Source organism: Cupriavidus sp. KB_39, from assembly GCF_052114485.1.
Classification (GTDB): Bacteria; Pseudomonadota; Gammaproteobacteria; order Burkholderiales; family Burkholderiaceae; genus Cupriavidus.
Genome location: NZ_JBFREV010000016.1, coordinates 21,886 through 40,191 on the forward strand (window position 1 = coordinate 21,886; position 18,306 = coordinate 40,191).

General features: G+C 65.4%; 15 protein-coding genes and 1 tRNA gene. 13 read left to right on the plus strand and 3 right to left on the minus strand.

Annotated features, from left to right (window positions below):
- Positions 1 to 17 precede the first annotated feature (17 nt).
- The 12 genes from ispG to AB4Z27_RS14110 all read left to right on the plus strand — a co-directional run bounded on the left by ispG (position 18) and on the right by AB4Z27_RS14110 (position 14,062).
- A complete protein-coding gene (gene ispG / locus AB4Z27_RS14055) occupies positions 18 to 1,310 on the plus strand; it encodes a flavodoxin-dependent (E)-4-hydroxy-3-methylbut-2-enyl-diphosphate synthase (protein WP_092289692.1) in 1,293 nt (430 codons plus the stop codon).
- Between the two features lie 51 nt (positions 1,311 to 1,361).
- Positions 1,362 to 2,723: a histidine--tRNA ligase gene (gene hisS, locus AB4Z27_RS14060; RefSeq protein WP_092289690.1), complete on the plus strand. Its 1,362-nt coding sequence runs from the start codon at positions 1,362 to 1,364 to the stop codon at positions 2,721 to 2,723.
- A gap of 92 nt (positions 2,724 to 2,815) precedes the next feature.
- On the plus strand, positions 2,816 to 3,448 hold the full coding sequence (locus tag AB4Z27_RS14065; RefSeq protein ID WP_092289688.1) for a YfgM family protein: 633 nt from the start codon (positions 2,816 to 2,818) through the stop codon (positions 3,446 to 3,448).
- Positions 3,449 to 3,483: 35 nt separating this feature from the next.
- Positions 3,484 to 4,671 (plus strand): outer membrane protein assembly factor BamB, encoded by a 1,188-nt coding sequence (bamB, locus tag AB4Z27_RS14070; protein WP_441644643.1) that lies wholly within the window; start codon positions 3,484 to 3,486, stop codon positions 4,669 to 4,671.
- A 244-nt stretch (positions 4,672 to 4,915) separates the two neighbouring features.
- Positions 4,916 to 6,259 carry a ribosome biogenesis GTPase Der gene (gene der, locus AB4Z27_RS14075; protein WP_092289684.1) on the plus strand — a complete coding sequence of 448 codons (1,344 nt, stop codon included), beginning with the start codon at positions 4,916 to 4,918 and terminating at the stop codon, positions 6,257 to 6,259.
- A 210-nt stretch (positions 6,260 to 6,469) separates the two neighbouring features.
- Positions 6,470 to 6,709, plus strand: coding sequence for an RNA chaperone Hfq (hfq, locus tag AB4Z27_RS14080; protein ID WP_092289682.1), 240 nt, complete (start codon positions 6,470 to 6,472; stop codon positions 6,707 to 6,709).
- Between the two features lie 164 nt (positions 6,710 to 6,873).
- Positions 6,874 to 8,133, plus strand: a complete 1,260-nt coding sequence (gene hflX, locus AB4Z27_RS14085) for a GTPase HflX (protein WP_441644644.1) — start codon at positions 6,874 to 6,876, stop codon at positions 8,131 to 8,133.
- Positions 8,134 to 8,251: 118 nt separating this feature from the next.
- Complete coding sequence (gene hflK / locus AB4Z27_RS14090) at positions 8,252 to 9,595, plus strand: FtsH protease activity modulator HflK (protein ID WP_092289679.1); 1,344 nt, start codon at positions 8,252 to 8,254, stop codon at positions 9,593 to 9,595.
- Between the two features lie 11 nt (positions 9,596 to 9,606).
- Positions 9,607 to 10,506 carry a protease modulator HflC gene (gene hflC, locus AB4Z27_RS14095; RefSeq protein ID WP_092289677.1) on the plus strand — a complete coding sequence of 300 codons (900 nt, stop codon included), beginning with the start codon at positions 9,607 to 9,609 and terminating at the stop codon, positions 10,504 to 10,506.
- A gap of 164 nt (positions 10,507 to 10,670) precedes the next feature.
- Complete coding sequence (locus tag AB4Z27_RS14100) at positions 10,671 to 11,822, plus strand: ATP phosphoribosyltransferase regulatory subunit (protein ID WP_441644645.1); 1,152 nt, start codon at positions 10,671 to 10,673, stop codon at positions 11,820 to 11,822.
- A 177-nt stretch (positions 11,823 to 11,999) separates the two neighbouring features.
- Positions 12,000 to 13,343 carry an adenylosuccinate synthase gene (locus AB4Z27_RS14105; protein ID WP_092289673.1) on the plus strand — a complete coding sequence of 448 codons (1,344 nt, stop codon included), beginning with the start codon at positions 12,000 to 12,002 and terminating at the stop codon, positions 13,341 to 13,343.
- A 149-nt stretch (positions 13,344 to 13,492) separates the two neighbouring features.
- Positions 13,493 to 14,062: a phosphoribosyltransferase gene (locus tag AB4Z27_RS14110; RefSeq protein ID WP_092289671.1), complete on the plus strand. Its 570-nt coding sequence runs from the start codon at positions 13,493 to 13,495 to the stop codon at positions 14,060 to 14,062.
- Positions 14,063 to 14,121: 59 nt separating this feature from the next.
- Here the strand turns inward: AB4Z27_RS14110 and AB4Z27_RS14115 are convergent, their stop codons facing one another.
- The 3 genes from AB4Z27_RS14115 to AB4Z27_RS14125 form a co-directional block, all read right to left on the minus strand.
- On the minus strand, positions 14,122 to 14,733 hold the full coding sequence (locus AB4Z27_RS14115) for an NAD(P)-dependent oxidoreductase (protein ID WP_092289669.1): 612 nt from the start codon (positions 14,731 to 14,733) through the stop codon (positions 14,122 to 14,124).
- Between the two features lie 62 nt (positions 14,734 to 14,795).
- A complete protein-coding gene (locus AB4Z27_RS14120) occupies positions 14,796 to 15,233 on the minus strand; it encodes an Rrf2 family transcriptional regulator (protein WP_092289667.1) in 438 nt (145 codons plus the stop codon).
- 306 nt (positions 15,234 to 15,539) lie between these two features.
- Positions 15,540 to 15,626 (minus strand) — tRNA-Leu (locus tag AB4Z27_RS14125).
- 69 nt (positions 15,627 to 15,695) lie between these two features.
- Between AB4Z27_RS14125 and rnr the strand changes: the two genes are divergently transcribed.
- Positions 15,696 to 18,302, plus strand: coding sequence for a ribonuclease R (rnr, locus tag AB4Z27_RS14130; RefSeq protein ID WP_092289665.1), 2,607 nt, complete (start codon positions 15,696 to 15,698; stop codon positions 18,300 to 18,302).
- The last annotated feature ends 4 nt before the right edge of the window (positions 18,303 to 18,306 follow it).

Below are 18,306 nucleotides of genomic sequence, written 5' to 3' on the forward strand. Positions count from 1 at the left end.
AACAAGGTGGTAACGCTATGAACGAGAAGGCTTCCCAGCCGGTCCTGCCGGGTTCGTTGCCGCGCCGGCAATCGCGCCAGGCGCGTGTAGTGTGGGGCGACAATATCGTCACCGTGGGTGGTGGCGCACCGGTCCGTGTGCAGTCGATGACGAACACGGATACGGTTGATGCCATCGGTACCGCGATCCAGGTCAAGGAACTGGCGCGCGCCGGGTCCGAGATCGTCCGCATCACGGTGAACACGCCCGAGGCCGCCGCCGCCGTGCCGGCCATCCGCGAACAGTTGGACCGCATGGGTGTGGACGTGCCGCTGGTCGGCGACTTCCACTACAACGGCCATACGCTGCTGCACGATTATCCCGAGTGCGCACAGGCGTTGTCGAAGTACCGGATCAACCCCGGCAACGTCGGCAAGGGCGCCAAGCGCGACCGGCAGTTCGCCGAGATGATCGAGCTGGCGTGCCGCTACGAGAAGCCGGTGCGCATCGGCGTGAACTGGGGCAGCCTGGAYCAGGACCTGCTCGCCCGCATCATGGACGAGAACGCCGCCCGTGCCGTGCCCTGGGGCGCGCAGAGCGTGATGGTCGAGGCGCTGATCACGTCGGCGATCGAGTCCGCGCAGAAGGCCGAGGAAATCGGCCTGCCGGGTAGCCAGATCATCCTGTCGTGCAAGGTCTCGCAGGTGCAGGAGCTGATCGCGGTGTACCGCGAGCTGGCCCGCCGCTGCGAGTACGCGCTGCACCTGGGCCTGACCGAAGCCGGCATGGGCAGCAAGGGCATCGTGGCCTCGACGGCCGCGCTGTCGGTGCTGATGCAGGAAGGCATTGGTGACACCATCCGCATTTCGCTGACCCCGGAACCGGGCGCGGCGCGCGAGAAGGAAGTCTACGTGGCGCAGGAAATCCTGCAGACCATGGGGCTGCGCAATTTCACGCCGATGGTGATTGCCTGCCCGGGYTGCGGTCGCACCACGAGCACCACGTTCCAGGAACTCGCGTCCAGCATCCAGTCGTATCTGCGCGAGCAGATGCCGACGTGGAAGACCGCGTATCCGGGCGTCGAGGAAATGGATGTGGCCGTGATGGGCTGCATCGTGAACGGCCCCGGCGAGAGCAAGCATGCCAATATCGGCATCTCGCTGCCGGGCTCGGGCGAGTCGCCGGCGGCGCCGGTGTTCGTCGATGGCGTCAAGGTGAAGACGCTGCGCGGCGAACGCATTGCCGAGGAATTCCAGGCGATCGTGGACGAGTACGTGCGCACGCACTACGGTCCCGGCGCCACGCAGCAAGTACAAGAATCGGTGGCCTGAACCCGGCTGCATCGCAGCGAGGCAGGCAACACCGCAGGTAACGAAACGGATATGAGCGAAGAGAAGACGAAGGCCGCCAAGGCACTGCAGGGCGTGAAGGGCATGAACGACATGCTGCCCGCCGACGCCCCGCTGTGGGAAATGTTCGAGAATGCCGCACGCAGCATGCTGCGTGCCTACGGCTACCAGCAGATCCGCACGCCGATCGTCGAGCATACGCAGCTGTTCGTCCGTGGCATTGGCGAGGTGACGGACATCGTCGAGAAGGAGATGTATTCCTTCACCGATGCGCTGAACGGCGAGCACCTGACGCTGCGCCCGGAAGGCACGGCGGCGGCGGTGCGCGCGACCATCGAGCACAACCTGCTCTATGACGGCCCGAAGCGCCTCTGGTACACCGGTCCGATGTTCCGCCATGAGCGTCCGCAGCGCGGCCGCTATCGCCAGTTCCACCAGCTTGGCGCCGAGGCACTTGGCTTTGCCGGCCCCGACGTGGACGCCGAGATCATCCTCATGTGCCAGCGCCTGTGGGACGACCTGGGCCTGGTCAACGTGCGGCTGGAACTCAATTCGCTGGGTCAGGCGCATGAGCGCGCGGCCCACCGTGAGGAACTGATCAAGTACCTCGAGGGCTTCCAGGACATCCTCGACGAGGACAGCAAGCGCCGCCTCTACACGAATCCGCTGCGCGTGCTGGACACGAAGAATCCGGCGCTCCAGGAAATGGCCGCCAACGCGCCCAAGCTGATCGACTTCCTGGGCGAGGAATCGCTGGCCCACTTCGAGGGCGTGCAGCGCCTGCTGCTGGCCAACAATATTCCGTTCAAGATCAATCCGCGCCTCGTGCGCGGGCTCGATTACTACAACCTGACCGTGTTCGAGTGGATCACGGACAAGCTCGGCGCGCAGGGCACCATTGCCGGCGGCGGTCGCTACGATCCGCTGATCCAGCAGATGGGCGGCAAGCCCGCACCGGCCTGCGGCTGGGCGATGGGCATCGAGCGGATCATCGAACTGATGCGCGAAGAGAAGCTCGCGCCGGAAGCGCCAGGTTGCGATGTCTATCTGGTCCACCAGGGTGAGGCGGCCGGCCAGCAGGCCATGATCGTCGCCGAGCGGTTGCGCGACGCCGGCCTGGACGTGGTGGTGCATGCCACGCCGGATGGCAAGAGCGGCAGCTTCAAGTCGCAGATGAAGCGYGCCGACGCAAGTGGCGCATCCTTTGCCGTTATTATTGGCGACGACGAAGTGGCGGCCGGCGTGATGCAGGTCAAGCAGCTGCGTGGCGGCAGCGCTGGTGACGGCGGCCCGCAGGCAAGCGTTGCGGCCGAAGCGGTGGTGGACCACATCATCGACGCGATGATCAACGCGACAGAGTCTGACACCGCGGACGACGCGGAAGACGAACAATAAGCGAATTCAGCGGTATCCAGCCTGGCCGATCCCGGGGGACGGCCGGACTTATCAACCTTTGCGGGTAACTGCCGCGACATGGCTTGCGAGACATGGCTTACGATCTAGAAGAACAGGAACAGCTTGAGAGCCTGAAGGCCTGGTGGAACCAGTACGGCAACATCATCACGTGGATCGTGATTGCCGCGCTGCTCGGTTTCGCGGCCTGGAGCGGCTGGAACTACTGGCAGCGCGTGCAGGCGCGCGATGCCGCGCTGCTGTACGAGCAGGTCACCAAGGCTGCCGAGGCCCGCGACGCGGACCGCGTGAAGCGCGCCGCCACCGACCTCGAGGACAAGTTCGGCCGTACGGCCTATGGTCCGATGAGCGCGCTCGTGGCGGCCAAGGTGCTGTACGATGCGGGCGATCTGGCCGGCGCCAAGACGCAGCTGCAGTGGGCCGTGGATCATGGTGGCGACGAGTACGCGCCGCTGGCGCGCGTGCGTCTGGCCGGCGTGCTGCTCGACGAGAAGGCGTACGACCAGGGCCTCGCGCTGCTGAAGGACACGCCGCCCGCCCAGTTCGAGGCACTGTTCGCTGACCGCCGGGGCGACCTGCTGGCCGCGCAGGACAAGCGCGACGACGCTCGCACTGCTTACCGCCAAGCGYTGGAGAAGCTGAGCGCCGATGAAGGTGGTATGCGCCAGATCATCCAGTTCAAGCTCGACGCGCTGGGCACGGCCTGAGCGGCACATCGAATAATCCTTAGGATCGTATCCCTATGACGTCATTGCTCCGCGCCGCCGCCATCYGTTCGCTGTCTCCCGTGGTGTCTCGCCGTGTCGCCCGCGTGGTAGTCGCCGGCGCCTGCGTGAGCGCGCTGGCCGGCTGCTCGCTGTTCGGCAAGGAAAACAAGCATCCGCCCACCGAGCTGAARCCGATTTCGGCCACGCTGTCCGTCAAGCAGGCCTGGAAGGCCGACGTGGGCAAGAGCGGCCCGTACGTGATGGCCCCGGTGGCGGCTGGTAATAATGTATACGTGTCGTCCAAGGGCGGCACCGTGCTGGCGCTGGAAGGCAATTCGGGGCGTACGCTCTGGAAGGCCAAGACCGACCTCGACCTGACCTCGGGCCCCGGCTCGGACGGCTCGGTGACGGCTGTGGCCGGCGAGAAGGGCGCGATCTACGCCTTCGACACCAGCGGGAAGCAGATCTGGAAGAAGCAAGTCAACGGCGAGGTGCTGTCGGCGCCGCTGGTCGGCAACGGCCTCGTGGTCGTGCGCACGACCGATACGCGTGTGATCGGCCTCGACGCCCAGACCGGCGACCGCCGSTGGATCTACCAGCGCTCGCAGACCCCGCTGAACCTGCGCGCCGCCATGGGCATGGTCTATGCTGGCGACGGCATCGTCATGGGCTTCCCGGGCGGCAAGCTCGGCGTGCTGGCACCCGGCAACGGCGTGCTGCGCTGGGAAAGCACGGTGTCGTATCCGAAGGGCGTGTCCGAGATCGAACGGCTCAACGACGTGACCGGCGTACCGGCCGTCAATGGCCGCCAGGTGTGCGCCACGACCTTCCAGGGCCGTGTGTCGTGCCTGGAACTGGCCAACGGCCAGCCGCAGTGGGGCAAGGATTTCTCCTCGCCGACCGGGCTGGCCCAGGATGAAACGTCACTGTTCGCCAGCGACGAAACCTCGACCCTCTTYGCGTTCGACCGTTCCAACGGCAACGAGCGCTGGAAGAACGACCAGCTCCGCTATCGCAGCCTGGGCGCGCCGATCGCGCTCGGCCGCTCGGTGGTGGTGGGCGATTTCGAGGGCTTTGTCCACTTCCTGTCCCGTGAAGACGGGCAGATCGTGGCCCGCATGAAGACCGACGGCAGCGCCGTCAGCGCAGCGCCGGTCGTGGCCGGCCAGACGCTGGTCGTACAGACCCGCGACGGTGATATCTTCGGTTTCGTACCGAACTGATCGCCAGCGCACGCAAGCCTGGYCGTGCCCCTGTCGCACGGCCGGCGCCAATCCGGTAGCATGATCCCTGGTCGTGCCAGCAACTGCGGAAGGTGGCGATTCGCCCCGGTTCCGCGCCCGACAGGAAGCCCCATTTCAGGGAATACGGCCAGCCGCGCGGTAATCCGTGCGATGGTTGTCGGATCAACATGACTCCGGAGTTGCCGGGGGACGGCATATGCCGCCCCCCGTTTCCGTTTATTGCATGAAACCAGTTATCGCACTCGTCGGACGCCCGAATGTGGGCAAGTCGACGCTATTCAATCGCATGACCCGCTCCCGGGACGCCCTTGTGGCCGACCTGCCGGGTCTCACGCGTGACCGCCACTACGGCGAAGGCCGCATCGGCGAGCGTCCGTTCATCGTTATCGACACGGGTGGTTTCGAACCCGTGGCCAAGGACGGCATCGTGGCCGAGATGGCCAAGCAGACGCGCCAGGCCGTGGTCGAGGCCGACGTGGTCATCTTCCTGGTCGACGGCCGCCTGGGCCTGGCGCCGCAGGACCGTGTGATCGCCGACTACCTGCGCAAGACCGGTCGTCGCATCATGCTGGCCGTGAACAAGGCCGAGGGCATGAAGTACACCTCGGTAGCCGCGGACTTCTACGAACTCGGCATGGGCGACCCCTATGCGATYTCGTCCACGCACGGCGACGGCGTGAGCGAACTCGTGGACGAGGCGCTGGAGATGGCCGTGCAGGAGCGTCCGGAGCTCGCCGAGCAGACGGATGAGAGCCATCGCGGCGTGAAGATCGCGATCGTGGGGCGCCCGAACGTGGGCAAGTCCACGATGGTCAACACGCTGATCGGCGAGGAGCGCGTGATCGCGTTCGACATGCCGGGCACCACGCGTGACGCGATCTATGTGGAATTCGAGCGGGGCGGCAAGCCGTACACGCTGATCGACACGGCTGGCCTGCGCAAGCGCGGCAAGGTGTTCGAGGCGATCGAGAAGTTCTCGGTGGTCAAGACGCTGCAGTCGATTGCCGACGCCAACGTGGTCGTCCTGCTACTCGACGCCCAGCAGGACATTTCCGAGCAGGACGCGCACATCGCCGGCTTCATCGTCGAATCCGGCCGGGCGCTGGTGGTGGGCGTGAACAAGTGGGACGGACTGGACGGCCACGCGCGTGACCGCATCAAGCACGACCTGGAGCGCAAGCTGCAATTCCTGAGCTTCGCGAATTTCCACTTCGTATCCGCGCGCGAACGCACCGGCATCGGCGCGCTGCTGCGCTCCGTGGATGAGGCGTACGCCGCCGCGATGGTCAAGCTGCCCACGCCGCAGCTGACCCGTGTGCTGGCCGAAGCGGTGGAGTTCCAGCAGCCCAGGCGGGTGGGCGCGTCGCGCCCCAAGCTGCGCTACGCGCACCAGGGCGGCTCGAATCCGCCGATCATCGTGGTGCACGGCAACGCGCTGCAAGGTGTGGCCGAGACCTATCGTCGCTATCTGGAAAACCGCTTCCGGACAGCGTTCAAACTCAAGGGCACACCGCTGCGCATCGAATTTCGTACGAACAAAAACCCGTACGCCGACTCGAAGGAATGAGGCGCAATGGTGCCTTTCTTCGCGGCCAAGTTTCGTTTGCGTTCGTTTGGAACTGAGGCTAAATTCACGGTAGCAGGGGAAGCCCTGCACGTTGATGCCAGCCTGGTACCGTTTTGATCTTTTTTCTGGCGCGGTTTTGCGCCAACTGACTTGAACCGGGGACTTTTGTCCCCATCATCCATCACTAAATCTATAATTTTGGAGTGTGCCATGAGCAACAAAGGGCAATTGCTACAAGACCCGTTCCTGAACGCGCTGCGCAAAGAGCACGTGCCGGTTTCCATCTACCTCGTCAATGGCATCAAGCTGCAAGGCAACATCGAATCGTTCGACCAGTACGTCGTCCTGCTGCGTAACACCGTGACGCAGATGGTCTATAAGCATGCGATTTCCACCGTCGTGCCTGCGCGCGCGGTCAACTTCCGCGTGGATGACTCCCCCGAGGGCTGATACTTCCTCTCTCGCTGCCGGCCGCATTGCGATGCGGCCGCAGCACCGTGCCTTCCCTCTTCAGTACCGTCCCACGCGGATGGTGCCATCCGCCGCGGCACGTTGCCGCAGCCGGCCATTGTATTAACAACCGTTTCTCCTTCAGGCGCTTCGCGTCCTCCCGCTTGCAACCCAGAGCTACCTCCAATACCGATCCGTCTCGCGCCATCCTGGTGGGCGTGGATTTCGGCAAGCATGATTTCCAGGAAAGCCTGTCCGAACTGGCGCTGCTGACCTCCACGGCCGGCTCGCTGCCGGTGCATACGCTGACGGGCAAGCGCTCGCGTCCCGACCCCGCGCTGTTCATCGGCTCCGGCAAGGCGGAGGAACTCAAGGAAGCGGCCGACGCGCTCGACGCCGACATCGTCGTGTTCAACCACGCGCTCAGTCCCGCCCAGCAGCGGAATCTGGAGCGATTCCTGAACCGGCATGTCATCGACCGTACTGGCCTGATCCTCGACATCTTCGGCCAGCGTGCGCAAAGCCACGTCGGCAAGGTGCAGGTGGAGCTCGCCCAGGTCCAGTACCAGGCGTCGCGCCTGGTTCGCGCATGGAGCCACCTGGAGCGGCAGAAGGGCGGTATCGGCATGCGCGGCGGCCCCGGCGAGCGCCAGATCGAACTGGACCGCCGGATGCTCGATGAGCGCGCCAAGCGGCTCAAAGCCGACCTGTCGCGGCTCCAGCGCCAGCACCATACGCAGCGCCGTGCCCGCGCGCGTAACGACACACTCAGCATCTCGCTGGTGGGTTATACCAACGCGGGCAAGTCCACGCTGTTCAACGCGCTGACCAAGGCGCGCGCCTATGCCGCCGACCAGCTGTTCGCCACGCTCGATACGACGTCGCGCCGTCTGTTCCTGGAGGGCCTGGGTAATGTCGTGCTGTCGGATACGGTCGGGTTCATCCGCGACCTGCCGACGCAGTTGGTGGCGGCGTTCCGCGCCACGCTGGACGAGACCGTGCACGCCGACCTGCTGCTCCACGTGGTGGATGCCTCCAGCCCGGTGCGGCATGAGCAGATCGAGCAGGTCAACCGCGTGCTGGCCGAGATCAACGCGTCGGATATCCCGCAGATCGTCGTGATGAACAAGATCGACGCCGCGCCCGAACTGCTTGAGCAGGGCCCGCGCGTGGAGCGCGACGAGGATGGCGTGCCGAAGCGCGTGTTCCTGTCCGCCCGCGAGGGCGTGGGGCTCGACGTGCTGCGCGAGGCCATCGTCGATGTGGCGCGCTGGCTGGCGGAGCAACCCGATGCGCCGGCGCCGTACGACCCGCGCCTGGCCGAGGTGCCGGGGCTGGCCGACGACGCCATGTTCGAACCGGACGGCCGGGAGGGCCCAGATGCCCCAGATGACCSCGATTCGGACCCTCCGCGCGCGAATTAAGCAGGCAATCTCATTGTTGTTCAGCGAGATTCGCCACCCGATTGGGGATTTTGAGCAAAAGTGATCAAGATGACTGCTAGAATCCCCCTGTTCCAAACTTCCCGGACCCGTGCACTTCATGCCCCTGTTCCAACGGAATCCTGACTCGCGCTCTGTGCCAGGCAGCCAAGCCCTGCATCCTGCAGGCTGGTCGCGCCTGCGCGCCATCTTCTCGCTGAACGATCCCCGCTGGGGCCGTAACGGTCAGGACGATGAAGACAAGGACAAGGATAAGAATCGCCAGCAGAACCAGCGGCCGCAGGACGGCCCGCCCGACCTCGACGAACTGTGGCGCGACTTCAACCGCCGCCTGAACGGCCTGCTGGGCCGCAAGGACAACGGCGGGGGTGGCCCGAACTTCGGCAACGGCCCCCGTACGCCGGGCAAGGGTTCGAACATCGGCATGGGCATCATCGTGGCGGCCGTGGTCGGTATCTGGCTGGCCAGCGGCTTCTTCATGGTGCAGGAAGGCCAGACCGCCGTGATCCTGCAGTTCGGCAAGTTCAAGTACACGACCGGCCCCGGTATCAACTGGCGCATGCCCTGGCCGGTTCAGTCGGCCGAGGTGGTCAACCTGTCGAACGTGCGCTCGGTGGAAGTGGGCCGTGCCACGTCGATCAAGGACAGCAACCTCAAGGACTCGTCGATGCTCACGCAGGACGAGAACATCATCGACGTCCGTTTCACGGTGCAGTACGACATCCAGGACGCCGGCGAATTCCTGTTTTTCAACAAGACCGACCGCGGTGGCGATGAGGAACTGGTGACGCAGGCCGCCGAGACGTCGGTGCGCGAGATCGTGGGCCGCAACAAGATGGATGCGGTGCTGTACGAGAACCGCGAGGAGATTGCGCAGTCGTTGGCCAAGTCGATCCAGACGATCCTGTCCGCGTACAAGACCGGCATCCGCGTGATCTCGGTCAACGTCCAGAGCGTGCAGCCGCCCGAGCAGGTGCAGGCTGCGTTCGATGACGTGAACAAGGCCAGCCAGGATCGCGAGCGTGCGATCAGCGAAGGCCAGTCGTACGCCAACGACATCCTGCCGCGTGCCAAGGGTACTGCCGCCCGCCTCAAGGAAGAGGCCGAGGGCTACCGCTCCCGCGTGGTGGCGCAGGCCGAGGGTGATGCGGCCCGTTTCCGCTCGGTGCAGACGGAATACGCGAAGGCGCCGCAGGTGACGCGTGATCGCATCTATCTGGAAACCATGCAGCAGATCTACGCCAACACGAACAAGATCCTCATCGACGCCAAGGGCGGCAACAACCTGCTGTACCTGCCGCTGGACAAGCTGATGTCGCAGGTGCAAGGCACCGCCGCCACGCCCGCGCCGACGCCGGGCACGAGCGCACCGCCCGTGCCCGAGGCAGGCACCGACATCCGGTCGCGCGAAGGCATGCGCAACCGCGACCGCGATTCGCGCTGAGGAGACCCGTCATGAACCGACTGATTTCCTTCGCGATTGGACTTTTCATCCTGCTGGCCGTGGTGTCGTCGATGCTGTTCGTGGTCGACCAGCGCCAGTACGCCGTGGTGTTCGCGTTCGGCGAGATCAAGCAGGTGGTGCGCGAGCCCGGCCTGCACTTCAAGCTGCCGCCGCCGCTGCAGAACGTGGTCTTCATGGACCGCCGCCTGCAGACGATCGACGTGGCCGCCAGCGAGCGTTTCCTGACCGCCGAGAAGAAGAGCATGGTGGTGGACTGGTTCGTCAAATGGCGCATCACCGATCCGCGCAAGTTCTTCGTGGCGTTCAACGGCAACGTGCGCGGCGCCCAGGATCGCATGACGCAGCGGATCGACTCCGTGGCGCGCGAGGAGTTTGGCAAGCGCACCGTGGCTGACGTAGTCGCTGGCGAGCGCGAGAAGGTGATGCAGAACATTCGTGCCGGCATGTCCGAGTACGCGCAGTCGGTGGGCGTCGAGATCCTCGATGTGCGCCTGAAGCGCGTGGACCTACTGCCCGCCATCAGCGAATCGGTCTACCGCCGCATGGAAGCCGAGCGCAAGCGCGTGGCGAACGAGCTGCGTTCCACCGGTGCCGCAGAGGGCGAGAAGATCCGCGCCGATGCCGACCGCCAGCGCGAGGTGCTGCTGGCCGAGGCCTATCGCGACGCCCAGGTGGTCAAGGGTGAGGGCGATGCCAAGGCATCGCAGGTCTATGCCGATGCCTTCGGCAAGGATCCGAGCTTCGCGCAGTTCTGGCGCAGCATGGAGGCCTATCGCAACACGTTCCGCGACAAGCGTGACGTGATGGTGCTGGAGCCCAATTCCGACTTCTTCCGCTATATGCGCTCGTCCGGCGGAAGTCCGGCTGCCGCACCCGCAGGCAAGAAGTAGGGCGGCACGCGCAGACTCGCGTGCGTTCGACAAAACCCCGGCCCGCCCGGGGTTTTGTCCGGCTGGAGGGGCCGCGCCGAAGTGCGCCGCCGTCCGCGCCGGATAGCCAGGCCGGCCGGTCAGACCAGCCGGCCTGAAACCGTTTTTGAGAGAAGAGATTCACCATGTCCGACCACTGGCTCCTGCCCGAAAACATTGCCGACGTCCTTCCGTCGGAAGCGCGCAAGATCGAAGAACTGCGCCGCCGCATGCTGGACCTGTTCCGCACCTATGGCTACGAGCTGGTCATGCCCCCGATGCTCGAGTACCTGGAGTCGCTGCTGACCGGTACCGGGCATGACCTGGACCTGCGCACGCTGAAGCTGGTGGATCAACTGTCGGGCCGCACCATGGGCCTGCGCGCGGACATCACGCCGCAGGTGGCGCGCATCGACGCCCATCTGCTGAATCGTCCCGGCGTGACGCGCCTGTGCTACGCCGGCAACGTGCTGCACGCGCGCCCSGCCGGCTTCCATGCCACGCGCGAGCCGCTGCAGATCGGCGCCGAGATCTACGGCCATGCCGGCCTGGAAGCGGACGTCGAGATCCAGGAACTGATGCTGGCCGCCCTTGATGCTGCCGGCCTGACCAATGTGCGGCTGGACCTCTGCCACGCCGGCATCCTCGAGGCGCTGCTGGACGGCCTGCCGTCGATCCGCAAGATCGAGGACGCGATGTTTGCCGCGCTGGAGACCAAGGACGTGCCCGCACTGCGCGTGCTGACCGAAGGCCTGCCCCAGACCGAGCGCGACGCGCTGCTGGCCCTGCCGACGCTTTACGGCGGCATCGAGGTGATCGAGCGCGCCCGCGCGACGCTGCCGGCCAGCCCGGCCATCGGCCGCGCACTGGACGAGCTGTCGGCGCTGGCCGCGCAGGTACGCGGCGCCAGCGTGAACATCGACCTTTCCGATTTGCGCGGTTACCACTATCACAGCGGCGTGATGTTCACGGCCTACGTAGCGGGTCTGCCCAATTACGTGGCCCGTGGCGGCCGTTACGACAAGGTCGGCGAGGCCTTCGGCCGCGCGCGCCCGGCTACCGGCTTCTCGCTCGATCTGCGCGAGGTGGCGGCACTGTCGCCGGTGGAAGTCCGCGCGCTGGCAATCTACGCCCCGTGGGACGCCGATCCGGGCCTGCGCACGACCATCGCGTCGCTGCGCGCGACCGGCGAGATCGTGATTCAGTCGCTGCCCGGCCATACTCATGAGCTCGATGAATTCAACTGCGACCGGCAGCTGGTTCGTCAGGGCGATGCCTGGGTGGTGGTACCGCGCTAAGACCCGATTCAGCCGGTTCGCACGACGCGTTCCGGCATTTTCCTCCGCTCTCCATGTGACTTTTTGCGCCTTTTTTCGGCGCAAAATCGCTGTCGCGGTGTCATACGTGCGCCCGAAAATCGGGAACCGTCCGGCAACGAGAGTAGAATACGTTTTTAACCTTCTGACCAATTCAACATGTCCGCATCCGCAGTAGGCCAGGGACGCAATGTCGTCGTGATCGGAACCCAGTGGGGTGACGAAGGCAAAGGGAAAATCGTCGATTGGCTTACCGATCATGCAAAAGGCGTGGTGCGGTTCCAGGGCGGCCACAACGCTGGCCACACGCTCATCATCGGCGGCAAGAAGACCATCCTGCGACTGATCCCGTCGGGAATCATGCGCGAGAGCACCGTCTGCTACATCGGCAACGGCGTAGTGCTGTCGCCCGAGGCACTCTTCCGTGAGATCGAGGAACTCGAGGCCGCCGGCCTCCAGGTGCAGAACCGCCTGCGCATCTCCGAAGCCACCACGCTGATCCTGCCGTACCACGTAGCCATCGACAAGGCCCGCGAAGCGCGCCGTGGTGCCGCCAAGATCGGCACCACCGGTCGTGGCATCGGCCCGGCCTACGAAGACAAGGTTGCCCGCCGCGCGCTGCGCGTGCAGGACCTGTTCGATCCGAAGCACTTCGCCGAGCGCCTGCGCGAGAACGTGGAATTCCACAACTTCATGCTGACCCAGTACCTGGGCGCCGAAGCCGTGGACTACCAGCAGATTCTCGACGAGATGCTGTCGTACGCGCCGCGCCTGAAGCCGATGGTGGCGGACGTGTCGGCCGAGCTGTACGCCGTGAACGAGAGCGGCGGCAACCTGATGTTCGAAGGCGCGCAAGGCACGCTGCTGGACGTGGACCATGGCACGTATCCGTTCGTCACGTCGAGCAACTGCGTGGCTGGTGCGGCTGCAGCGGGCGCGGGCGTCGGCCCGGGCCGTCTGAACTACATCCTCGGCATCACCAAGGCCTACTGCACGCGCGTCGGTGCGGGCCCATTCCCGAGCGAGCTGTATGACAACGACAACCCCGCGCGCCAGGACGCCGTGGGCGTGCGCCTGGCCAACGTCGGCAAGGAATTCGGCTCGGTGACCGGCCGTCCGCGTCGCACCGGCTGGCTCGACGCCGCCGCGCTGAAGCGTTCGGTGCAGATCAACGGCGTTTCGGGCCTGTGCATGACCAAGCTCGACGTGCTGGACGGCCTGGAAACGATCAAGCTGTGCGTGGGCTACGAGCTCGACGGCAAGACCGTCGACATCCTGCCGCGCGGCTCGGATGCCGTGGCCGCCTGCGTGCCGGTGTACGAGGAATTCCCGGGCTGGAACGAGTCGACGTTCGGCGTGAAGCAATGGGACGCGCTGCCCGAGGCGGCCCGCGTGTACCTGAAGCGGATTGAGGAAGTCGTCGGCATTCCGATCGACATGATCTCGACCGGTCCGGACCGCGACGAAACGATCCTGCTGCGCCACCCGTACCAGGTGGCCTGACGTATCGGTATTACCCGTGAGCATGATCGCGGCGCCACGAGTGTCGCGGCCTCACCAAGCCAATCGGCCCGCGGAATGCGGGCCGAAGCTTTATCGGCTTTGTCTATCGGTCATCGACCAGAGACCTGACCTGAGAGAAGAAACAGATCATGAACCTGCCTACCAATGACGAAGAGAACCTGTGGGTCTCTTGGGATGATTACCACCGCCTGGTCGCGCGGCTGGCGCTGAACGTGCACGAGTCGGGCTGGAAGTTCGACAAGATCCTGTGCCTGGCGCGCGGCGGCCTGCGCGTGGGTGACCAGATGTCGCGGATCTTCGACGTGCCGCTGGCCATCCTGGCCACCAGCTCTTACCGCGAGGCGGCGGGCACGCAGCAGGGCGATCTCGACATCGCCCAGTACATCACGATGACGCGCGGCGAGCTGTCCGGCAAGATCCTGCTCGTGGACGACCTCGTAGATTCCGGCGTGACGCTGGAACGTGTGGGCCGCCACCTGAAGGAGCGCTATCCGGCCGTGACCGACGTGCGCTCGGCCGTGCTCTGGTACAAGGCGTGCTCGAAGGTGGAGCCGGATTACCATGTGACGTTCCTGCCGTCGAACCCCTGGATCCACCAGCCGTTCGAGGAATACGACACGCTGCGTCCGCACAACCTGGCGGCCTGGCTCAAGCGCGGCAAGCGCGCCTCGCTGCTGGACGACGACTCGGCGGCCTGAGCCGGCCGAGCCATCGCCATGTCGGCTGCGCTATCCGCGATCCGGACTCAGTATTCGGACTAGTAGCCGACCGTGAACCGCTGGCGCACATGCGCCGGCGCTTCGATCTCGTCGAGCATGGCGATCGCGTAGTCTTCCATCGAGATCGTGCTCTTGCCGGCCGCATCGGCCAGCAGTTCCTCCCCACCGAGCCGGAACTTGCCCGTGCGTTCGCCCGGCAGGAACAGCGCGGACGGGGACAGGAACGTCCACGCCAGCGCGGTTTCGCCGCGCAGCGCATTCAGGAAATCACGGCCTGCGGCGGCCTCGTCCTTGTACTGGGCTGGGAACGTCGGCGTGTCGACCAGTTGCACGCCGGGCGCCACGAACAGGCTGCCTGCGCCACCCACCACCAGCAAGCGCTCGACCCCGGCGGCCTTGACCGCATCGACGATCTGCGGCGCCTTGGCCTGCAGGAATCGCACGGTGCTGATCACGGCGTCGTGGCCCCGCAGGGCGGCGGCGAGAGCTGCGCCGTCGGCCACATCCACGTTGCGCGGCGTCACGCCGGTGCGTGCCGGCAGGCTGCTGGCCTGGCGGGCGAGGGCGGTCACGGTGTGGCCGCGGCGCAGGGCTTCATCGGTGAGGCGGGTGCCCACGTTGCCGGTGGCGCCGATGATGGCGATTTTCATGGGTGTTGCTCCTTCACAGTGGCGATATGAAACCAARATGGTTACATATCGAGGTAAAAAAATCAGCGCTTGCGGCGCTGCGCGGCGGCGTGTTCGACATCCGCGAGCATGCCGGCAATGGTGATGTCCGCGAGCGTGGCGTCCATGGCAGCTTGCGCCCGGTCTGCCACCTGGCGCAGCGCCCCGGTGATCTCGCGGCCGACCATGCAGGCTGGGTTGGGCGCGCTCTGGTGCAGCGTGATCATCGACGGTGTCTCCACGGCACGAAACACTTCGAGCAGCGTGATGGCCGATGCGGGCCGCGCAAGCGTGGCGCCGCCGGTGCTGCCCATCGTTGTGGCCACGAATCCGGCGTCGGTCAGGGCGCCGATGATGCGCCGGATCAGCGCCGGGTTCGTCCCCACGCTGCCGGCGATCATCGACGACGGCACGGGGCCGTCGCTCTGCGCGAGCAGGGTCAGGGTGTGAACGGCGACGGCAAACCGGCTGCTGGTGCTCATGAACGAAATCTCAATGTGAAACCATCTTAGTTACAGATGGTCGAACTGTCAACGCGGTAAATGGCCATTGTTGCCGTTTGTTTTTCGCGAAGGGTGGCCGAATCGTGCCGGATAATGCCGGAATCGGCACTGAAACTGATACACTCATCGACGGCGCCGTGCCGCCAATGAATTCACAAGCCAGAATGGCGTAGAGGGGAGTGCGGATTTGCAGGTTTCTCGGATCAGCGTCGGCAACGCGAAAATCATAGCGATGCCGCAAAACAAAAAGCCCGCAACTTGCGTTGCGGGCTTCTCGCTGAAACCTGGTGCCCAGGAGAGGACTCGAACCTCCACAGTGTTGCCACCGCTAGGACCTGAACCTAGTGCGTCTACCAATTCCGCCACCTGGGCAGGTGTCGAAACAACCGAAGCCGCCATTATAGCGACCGTAAAACGTTTGTCAAATAGTTTCCAGAAAAATTGAATCAGAACAACTATCCGATCCCTAGCCGGGAAGAAATCCTCGGCGTGCTGAGAACTTCGGGGTCGCCGCAATCGGCAGGCGATATCGCCAAGGCCCTGGCCGTCACGCGCAAGGAGCACGACGGCTTCCAGAAGCGCCTCGCCGCGATGGAGCGCGACGGCCAGATCGAACTGAACCGCAAGGGCCGCTATGAGCTGGCCCACCAACCGAATTTCATCGTCGGCCGTGTGCAGGGGCACCGCGACGGTTTCGGTTTCCTGATTCGCGATGACGGTGAGGACGATGTCTTCCTGCCCGAGCGCGAACTCCAGAAGGCGATGCACAACGACCGCGCGCAAGTGCGCGTGGTGGGCTACGACCGCCGTGGCCGCCCGGAAGGGCAGATCGTCGAGATCGTCGAGCGCGCCAACCGCTATGTGATTGGTCGCCTGCTGTCCGAGAACGGGGTGCTCGTGGTAGCGCCCGAGGACAAGCGCATCGGCCAGGACATTCTGATTCCGCCCAAGCAGCAGGGCAAGGCCCGCGTGGGACAGGTGGTCAGCGTGGAGCTGATCGAGTATCCGGACCGCTACGTGCAGCCCGTGGGCCGCGTGGTGGAAATTCTGGGCGATATCGACGATCCCGGCATGGAAATCGAGATCGCCGTGCGCAAGTACGGYGTGCCGCATGCGTTCTCGCCGGCCGCCGCCAAGGAAGCGCAGGGGCTGCCGGACGAGGTGCGCGAAGCCGACCTCGACCATCGCATCGACCTGCGCGACATCCCGCTGGTCACCATCGATGGCGAAGACGCGCGCGACTTCGACGATGCTGTCTATTGCGAGCCGGTCAAGATCGGCCGCGCCAAGGGCTGGCGCCTGATCGTGGCGATTGCCGACGTGTCGCACTACGTGCGCCCAGGCACGCCGCTGGACGCCGATGCGCTGGACCGCGCCACGTCGGTCTACTTCCCGCGCCGCGTGATTCCGATGCTGCCCGAGAAGCTGTCCAACGGCCTCTGCTCGCTGAACCCGCACGTGGACCGCCTGTGCATGGTCTGCGACGCGGTGATCACGGCCAAGGGCGAACTCAAGGGCTACCAGTTCTACCCGGCGGTGATGCACTCCAAGGCGCGCCTGACCTACAACGAGGTCTGGGCCGTGCTGTCGAACACCAAGGGTCCCGAGGCGCACAAGCGCGGTGACCTCGTGCCGCACATGCAGAACCTGTACGAGCTGTTCCAGGTCCTGCTCAAGGCGCGCCGCGAGCGCGGGGCGATCGACTTCGACACCACCGAGACCTACATCGTCTGCAACGCGCAGGGCAAGATCGAGCAGATCCTGCCGCGCACCCGCAACGAYGCGCACCGGCTGATCGAGGAGTGCATGCTGACGGCCAACGTCTGCGCGGCCGACTTCCTCGAGCGCTTCAAGCATCCGGCGCTGTACCGCATCCACGCGGGCCCGAGCGAGGAAAAACTCAAGAAYCTGCGAGAGTTCCTGCGCACGTCCGGCCTGTCTCTGGGCGGTGGCGACAAGCCGCAGGCATCGGACTACGCCGAGGTCATGGACAAGATCAAGTCCCGCCCCGACGCGCCGATGCTCCAGACCATGCTGCTGCGCTCGATGCAGCAGGCGGTCTACAGCCCCGACAATATCGGCCACTTCGGCCTCGCGTAYGAGGCTTACGCCCACTTCACGAGTCCGATCCGTCGCTATCCCGACCTGCTCGTGCACCGCGCGATCAAGGCCGTGCTGGCGCACACCAAGTACCAACCGGCGTTCGCGCACGGCACCGAGCTGAACACAGCGGTCTCGCCCAAGGCGCGCCGCTTGAACGCGGCCGATGCCGAGAAGAAGGCGCAGAACTCGGCCGCCCGGGCCAAGCGCAACGAAGCCATCTGGGATGAGCTGGGCCTGCACTGCTCGGCAAACGAGCGCCGGGCTGACGAGGCCTCCCGCGATGTGGAGGCCTGGCTGAAGTGCTACTTCATGCGCGACAAGCTCGGCAGCGACTTCGCCGGCACGGTCAGCGCGGTCACCTCCTTCGGCATCTTCGTGCAGCTCGACGAACTCTATGTCGAAGGGCTGGTGCACGTGACCGAACTGGGCAGCGACTACTTCCAGTTCGACGAGGCTCGCAACGAACTGCGCGGCGAGCGCACGGGCATCCGCTATCGGCTGACCGACCGCGTGCGCGTGCAGGTGTCGCGCGTCGACCTGGACGCTCGCAAGATCGACTTCCGCCTGGTGCAGGAGCCGTCGGCCAAGACGCTGCGCGCCCGCACGACGGGACCCGAAGTGCAACCGCGCGTGCCGGCCGCCCATGCGGTGCCCGCGCGCAAGAAGGGCCGTCAGCTGGCGGCGCTGCTTGGCGGCACGTCGAAGCCTGAGGAATCGTTCGACGAGACGCTGGACCGCGTGATCGAGGAGCAGCCGGTGTTCGAGGCCGTGATCACGCCGATGAAGCCGCATGTGGGTCATGCGCCGCATGGCAAGTCCGGCGGCAAGCCGGCCAAGCGCGCGGCCAAGCCCAAGCCCGCGCACCTCGAGCAGCCGCGCAAGCCCACGGCCAAGCGCACCGCCAAGGCGGCGGCCAAGACCGCGCGCCCGGCACGCAAGCGTTAAAACA

What these genes read in the sequence shown, in the direction of transcription:
- hflC (WP_092289677.1), top strand. Translation starts at nt 9,607, where the DNA reads ATGAACCGACTGATTTCCTTCGCGATTGGACTTTTCATCCTGCTGGCC.
- AB4Z27_RS14105 (WP_092289673.1), top strand. Translation starts at nt 12,000, where the DNA reads ATGTCCGCATCCGCAGTAGGCCAGGGACGCAATGTCGTCGTGATCGGA.
- AB4Z27_RS14115 (WP_092289669.1), bottom strand. Translation starts at nt 14,733, where the DNA reads ATGAAAATCGCCATCATCGGCGCCACCGGCAACGTGGGCACCCGCCTC.
- AB4Z27_RS14110 (WP_092289671.1), top strand. Translation starts at nt 13,493, where the DNA reads ATGAACCTGCCTACCAATGACGAAGAGAACCTGTGGGTCTCTTGGGAT.
- AB4Z27_RS14120 (WP_092289667.1), bottom strand. Translation starts at nt 15,233, where the DNA reads ATGAGCACCAGCAGCCGGTTTGCCGTCGCCGTTCACACCCTGACCCTG.
- hfq (WP_092289682.1), top strand. Translation starts at nt 6,470, where the DNA reads ATGAGCAACAAAGGGCAATTGCTACAAGACCCGTTCCTGAACGCGCTG.
- hflK (WP_092289679.1), top strand. Translation starts at nt 8,252, where the DNA reads ATGCCCCTGTTCCAACGGAATCCTGACTCGCGCTCTGTGCCAGGCAGC.